The organism is Mesorhizobium sp. f-mel, from assembly GCF_053850215.1.
The window spans coordinates 1-1,060 of sequence record NZ_JBSPTO010000077.1 but is presented as its reverse complement, the minus strand read 5'-3'; the positions used below and the strand labels follow the sequence as shown (position 1 = coordinate 1,060).

1 pseudogene is annotated in these 1,060 nt (G+C 60.6%); it reads left to right on the top strand.

What is annotated here, in order from left to right:
- Window positions 1-1,060: pseudogene (locus ACWUKX_RS30945) on the top strand (calcium-binding protein); the annotation flags it as partial.

Below are 1,060 nucleotides of genomic sequence, written 5' to 3'. Positions count from 1 at the left end.
AGACGATGATGGACCATTGGGACGAACTGGTTCCGTCGCCCGAATTCGACTTTGCCTATGCCTGGGGCTCTCAGGAAGGCGACGTCGCGCTTGAGAGCTCGCCGGAACTGCAGGCTGTTTTCCGGGAGCACAATCTTCAGGATGAGGCCCCGGCCACACCTCCAGTTAGCGATCCTGCCACGCCTCCAGTTAGCGATCCCGCCACGCCTCCAGTTAGCGATTCTGACACGCCTCCAGTCAGCGATTCTGACACGCCTCCAGTTAGCGATTCTGATACGCCTCCAGTTAGCGATGCTGGCACGCCCCCATCCGACGGCCCCGCCCAGACCATCGAGGGAAATGCCGGCGCCAACACTCTAAACGGCGGCGGCGGTGCCGACACCATGATCGGCCACGGCGGCAACGACGAATACTATGTAGACAATGCCGGCGACAAGGGGGTCGAGTCCTCTGGCCAAGGTCAAGACAGGGTGTGGACCTCTCTGAGCTATGCGCTCTCAGCCGGCTCGTCGATTGAAGTCCTTGGCACCACGAAGGACGCCGGCACCACGGCAATCAACCTGACCGGCAACGAGTTGGCCCAAACCATCCAGGGCAATGCCGGCGCCAACGTCATTAACGGCGGCGGCGGTGCCGATAAGTTGAGCGGCTTTGGCGGCAACGACGATTACTATGTCGACAATGCCGGCGACAAGGTGGTCGAGTCCTCTGGCCAAGGTCAAGACAGGGTGTGGACCTCTGTGAGCTATGCTCTCTCAGCCGGCACGTCGATTGAAGTTCTTGGCACCACGAAGGACGCCGGCACCACGGCAATCAACCTGACCGGCAACGCGTTGGCCCAAACCATCCAGGGCAATGCCGGCGCCAACGTCATCAACGGCGGCGGCGGTGCCGATAAGTTGAGCGGCTTTGGCGGCAACGACATTTTCGTCTTCAATAGCGACCTTGGTAACGGCAATGTCGACAAGGTCACCGACTTCAACCCGTCCCAGAACAAGATCCACCTCGACGACGCCGTTTTTGCCGGGCTTAAGTCGGGGGGGCTTTCATCGGACGCTTT